Genomic DNA, 4,944 nt, shown 5'->3' with positions numbered 1-4,944 from the left:
CCCGTCCCGCCACCCCCACGGCCGTCATCGACGCCGCGCTGCGCGCCGACGCCGCCGAGGTCGCCCGCCTGCTCGGGCTGCCGTCGGGCGGCGACCTGGTCGGCTGGTGGTCGGACCTGGTCGCGCCGGCCCGCGCGGGCATCGCCTCGCGCACCGTCCTGGCCCGGCCGGGGGACGAGCCCGACGCCCTCGTCGTCGCCGCCGCGCTGGCGGTGCTGCGCGACCGCTCCGGCCGGGTCCCGCGGCACCCGTCCCGCCGGCGGATCGTGCTGCTGCTCGCCGCACCGGGTGAACCTCGGCCGCTGTCCCTGCACGTCCTCGCAGGCGCGCTCGCGGACGCCGGGGTGGACGCGCGGGTCGTGGCGGGGCCCACCGGGCGGCACCGGCTGCTCGAGATCGCCGCCATGACGTCGCCCTCCGCGGTGGTGCTGCTGAGCGACCGGACCGCCCCCGACCTGGGGCTCGTCGACGCGCTGGCCGAGGCGCACGCGGAGCTGCCGGTGTTCGTGATGGTGCCCGACGAGGCCGCGGGGGAGGTCCCGCTCGGCCGCCAGGTGCACCGGGTCCGGACGGTCCCGGGGCTGGTCCACGAAGTCCTGGCCGTCTGCGCCTGACACCTGGGTTCTTCCTGGACGCTAACGTCGGGCCCGATCCGGCCGATACAGGAAGGGAGCCGGATCCGCCAGGGTCCTGGCACAGGCGGAAGGCGGAGGTCGATGGCTGGCGTCGTGGTGTGCCACGGATCGACGGCGGTGCGCGAGCGCATCGTCCTGACGGCACTCGGGGTGCCCGCACTGGCCCCGGTGCGCGCGGCGGCGACCGTGGACGAGCTGGTCACGCTGGCGCGGCGCGTCCCGCCGACCATCGTGCTGCTCGACGCGCACCTGCCCACCCCGGGCCCCGTGGAGGCGATCCGCCGGCTGCGCGCGGTCCCCTCCCAGTCGACGATCGTGATGCTGGCGGTTCCCGGCGACGAGATCGCGCTGGACCGGGCGATCGCCCTCGGCGCCCGCGGCTACCTGGCGCCCGACGTCGGCCGCGCGGAGCTCGCCGCCGTGGCGGCGCACATCCTCGCGAGCCCGGGCGTCCCCGGTGCGCCCGGTGCGGTCCCGCACGACGGCCTCACGGCGCACGGGCACGGCGCGGTGGCGAGCGCGCCCACCCCCGTGGTCACCCGCGTCGAGCTGCCCGCGCAGGCCACCGGCCGCGACGAGGTCTCGCTCACCAAGCGCGAGGTCGAGGTCCTGGTCGGCATGAGCAACGGCCGGTCGAACGCGCAGATCGGCCAGGAGCTGTTCCTGTCCGAGGACACCATCAAGACGCACGCGCGCCGGCTGTTCCGCAAGCTCGGCGCCGCCGACCGCGCGCAGGCCGTCGCGATCGGGCTGCGCCGCGGCCTGATCCGCTGACCACGGGCGCGGCGGGCCGGACGGTCACGTCGCGCAGGTCACCCCGGTGGGCGCCGGGAGGCGCGCGGGGCGGCCGTATCATGGGTGGATGACCGACCTGGGTACCCCTGGATCCGCCGCGCCTGCCGACCCGTTCGGCTTCATCGGTCTCACCTACGACGACGTCCTGCTCCTCCCGGGCGAGACCGACGTCATCCCGAGCGAGGTCGACACCACGACCCGGCTCACGCGTGAGATCTCCCTGTCGATCCCGCTCGTGTCCGCCGCGATGGACACCGTCACCGAGTCGCGGATGGCCATCGCCATCGCGCGCCAGGGCGGCATCGGCGTCCTGCACCGCAACCTGTCGATCGAGGCGCAGGCCCACCAGGTCGACCTGGTGAAGCGCTCCGAGTCCGGCATGGTGTCCGACCCCGTGACCGTGGGCCCCGACGCGACGCTGGCCGAGCTCGACGCGCTGTGCGCGAAGTACCGCGTGTCCGGGCTGCCGGTCGTGGACGACGCGCGCCGCCTGCTCGGCATCATCACCAACCGCGACCTGCGGTTCGTGCCGACGGCGGAGTTCACCACCCGCCGGGTGCGGGACACCATGACCTCGATGCCGCTGATCACCGGCCCGGTGGGCATCTCGAACGACGACGCAGCCGCGCTGCTCGGCAAGCACAAGGTCGAGAAGCTGCCGCTGGTCGACGCCGACGGCCGCCTCCAGGGCCTCATCACCGTCAAGGACTTCGTGAAGTCCGAGCAGTACCCGATGGCCACGAAGGACGCGAGCGGCCGCCTGGTCGTCGCCGCGGCGGTCGGCTTCTTCGGGGACGCCTGGGACCGGGTGACCGCGCTGGTCGAGGCCGGCGTGGACGCGCTGGTCGTCGACACGGCGAACGGGCACGCCCGCCTCATGCTCGACATGGTGCGGCGGATCAAGTCCGATCCCGCGACGCGGCACGTGCAGGTCATCGGCGGCAACATCGCGACCCGCGAGGGCGCGCAGGCGCTGGTCGACGCGGGCGTGGACGCGGTGAAGGTCGGCGTCGGCCCGGGCTCGATCTGCACCACCCGCGTGGTCGCCGGGGTCGGCGTCCCGCAGGTCACCGCCGTGTACGAGGCGTCGCTCGCCGCGAAGCCCGCGGGCGTCCCGGTCATCGCCGACGGCGGCCTGCAGTACTCGGGCGACATCGCCAAGGCCCTCGTCGCCGGTGCCGACAGCGTCATGGTCGGCGGGCTGATCGCCGGCTGCGACGAGTCGCCCGGCGACCTGGTGTTCGTCAACGGCAAGCAGTTCAAGCGGTACCGCGGCATGGCGTCGCTCGGGGCGATGCAGAGCCGCGGCGACCGCCGGTCGTACTCGAAGGACCGGTACTTCCAGGGCGACCTGACCGACGACGAGATCATCACCGAGGGCATCGAGGGCCAGGTCCCGTACCGCGGCCCGCTCGCGGCGGTGGCGCACCAGCTGGTCGGCGGCCTGCACCAGTCGATGTTCTACGTCGGCGCGCGCACGATCCCGCAGCTGCAGCAGCGCGGGAAGTTCGTCCGGATCACGCCGGCGGGGCTCAAGGAGTCGCACCCGCACGACGTGCAGATGATCTCGGAGTCGCCGAACTACACGGTGCGCTGAGCCGGCGCACGCCGCACCGCACGACGAAGGGCCGGGAGCACGCGCTCCCGGCCCTTCGTCGTGCGGCGGGTGTCAGTCCCGGAACGTCTCGATCTGCGCGCCGAGCTCCACGAGTCGCTCCTGCAGCCCCTCGTAGCCGCGGGCGATGATGTCGACGTTGCGCAGGACGCTCTCGCCCTTGGCCGCCAGCATCGCGAGCAGGATCACGACGGCGGGCCGCAGGGCCGGCGGGCAGGACACCTCGGCGCCGGACCAGCGGGTCGGGCCGGACACCTGCAGCCGGTGCGCGTCGAGCAGCCGGACGTCGGCGCCGAGCCGGGTCAGGTCGGTCAGGTGGATGGCGCGGCCCTCGTAGACCCAGTCGTGCACCAGCGTCGACCCGGTCGCGCACGCGGCGATGACCGCGAAGAACGGCAGGTTGTCGATGTTGAGCCCGGGGAACGGCATCGGGTGGATCTTGTCGAGCGGGGCACGCAGCTCGCTCGGGTGCACCGTGATGTCGACGAGCCGGGTGCGGCCGTTGTGCGCGGTGTACTCCTCGGACAGCGTGTAGCGCTGGCCCATCTCGGACAGGGTCGCGAGCTCGATCTCCATGAACTCGATCGGCACCCGGCCGACCGTGATCTCCGAGCCGGTGACGATGCCGGCGGTCAGCAGGCTCATCGCCTCGACCGGGTCCTCGGACACGGCGTACTCCACGTCGGCGTCGATGTCGGCCTTGCCGTGCACGCGCAGCGTGGTGGTGCCGATGCCCTCGACGCGGACGCCCAGCAGCTCCAGGTAGAAGCACAGGTCCTGGACCATGTAGTTCGGGCTGGCGTTGCGGATGGTGGTGACGCCCGGGCGGCGGGCCGCGGCCATCAGCGCGTTCTCGGTCACGGTGTCGCCGCGCTCGGTCAGCACGATCGACAGGTTCTCCGTGCCCGGGTCGGAGACGCGGGCCAGGTAGCGGCCGCCGCTCGCGGTGACGGACAGGCCGAACGGGCGCAGCGCGATCATGTGCGGCTCGACGGTGCGGGAGCCGAGGTCGCAGCCGCCGGCGTACGGCAGCCGGAACTCGTCCTGCTGGCCCAGCAGCGGGCCGAAGAACATGATGATCGACCGGGTGCGGCGGGCGGCGTCGACGTCGATGGCCTCGAGGTCGAGGTCCTTCGGCACGACGATCTCCAGGTCCCGGCCGTCCGCGGACCAGGTGGCGCGCACGCCGACCGAGCGGAGCACGTCGACGATCCGGTCGACCTCGACGATCCGCGCGACGTTCTTCAGCCGGGTGGTGCCCCGGTTGAGCAGCGACGCGCACAGCAGGGCGACGGCGCCGTTCTTGGAGGTGTTCACGTCGAGCCGTCCGGACAGCCGCGCGCCGCCGCGCACCCGCAGGTGCGTGTGCTGCGGGCCGCCGAGCGTGACGATCGGGGAGTCGAGCGCGGCGCCGATCCGGGTCAGCATGTCGAGGCTGAGGTTCTGCGCGCCCTGCTCGATGCGGTGCACGGCGGACTGGCTGGTGCCGAGGAGCTCGGCGAGCTGGGTCTGCGTCAGACCGCGGTGGCGGCGCGCGGACCGGACGAGCGAGCCCACGTGGGCCAGCTGCTCGGGGAGGGTCGGGGTGACGACGGGGAGGGACGAGGTCACCGTGGGGACGGCTCCGGTCGTCGGGTTGGTCATGGTCACGACGACGACGTTAACTCATGGATGAGATATCTGCTCGCCGCCGGATGGGGAGATCGTGTGCGGGCGCTCGCAGCCGGTGGATGCCGACCTCATGGCCGGTGTTGCGGGGCGGGGATCCGCGCTGGTCAGGCGATCAGGGTGTCCTGGACCGGGCGCCCGGCGAACCGGCGGTCCCGGGCCGGGTCGTGCCGGATCGCGACCGGCTCGGGCGTGACCGCGACGGGCAGCGCGGGCTGGGTGGCGATGCGG

At 73.7% G+C, this 4,944-nt stretch carries 3 protein-coding genes and 1 pseudogene; 3 read left to right on the top strand and 1 reads right to left on the bottom strand.

Annotated features, from left to right (window positions below):
- From FA014_RS20225 to guaB, 3 genes and pseudogenes are all read left to right on the top strand, one after another.
- A pseudogene (locus FA014_RS20225) lies at nt 1-614 on the top strand (MerR family transcriptional regulator); the annotation flags it as partial.
- A 102-nt stretch (nt 615-716) separates the two neighbouring features.
- A complete protein-coding gene (locus FA014_RS17745; protein ID WP_154730954.1) occupies nt 717-1,409 on the top strand; it encodes a response regulator transcription factor in 693 nt (230 codons plus the stop codon).
- Between the two features lie 88 nt (nt 1,410-1,497).
- Complete coding sequence (gene guaB / locus FA014_RS17740; RefSeq protein WP_154730953.1) at nt 1,498-3,027, top strand: IMP dehydrogenase; 1,530 nt, start codon at nt 1,498-1,500, stop codon at nt 3,025-3,027.
- Between the two features lie 72 nt (nt 3,028-3,099).
- On the opposite strand, the gene FA014_RS17735 is transcribed toward guaB, so the two are convergent.
- A complete protein-coding gene (locus tag FA014_RS17735; protein ID WP_154730955.1) occupies nt 3,100-4,689 on the bottom strand; it encodes a helix-turn-helix domain-containing protein in 1,590 nt (529 codons plus the stop codon).
- Nucleotides 4,690-4,944: the final 255 nt, after the last annotated feature.

The organism is Cellulomonas hominis (assembly GCF_005239125.1).
Taxonomy (GTDB): Bacteria; Actinomycetota; Actinomycetes; order Actinomycetales; family Cellulomonadaceae; genus Cellulomonas; species Cellulomonas hominis_A.
This window is presented reverse-complemented; position numbering and strand designations above follow the sequence as displayed.

Excerpts from the sequence above, each read along its gene's own strand:
- FA014_RS17745 (WP_154730954.1), top strand. The coding sequence starts at position 717 with ATGGCTGGCGTCGTGGTGTGCCACGGATCGACGGCGGTGCGCGAGCGC.
- guaB (WP_154730953.1), top strand. The coding sequence starts at position 1,498 with ATGACCGACCTGGGTACCCCTGGATCCGCCGCGCCTGCCGACCCGTTC.
- FA014_RS17735 (WP_154730955.1), bottom strand. The coding sequence starts at position 4,689 with ATGACCAACCCGACGACCGGAGCCGTCCCCACGGTGACCTCGTCCCTC.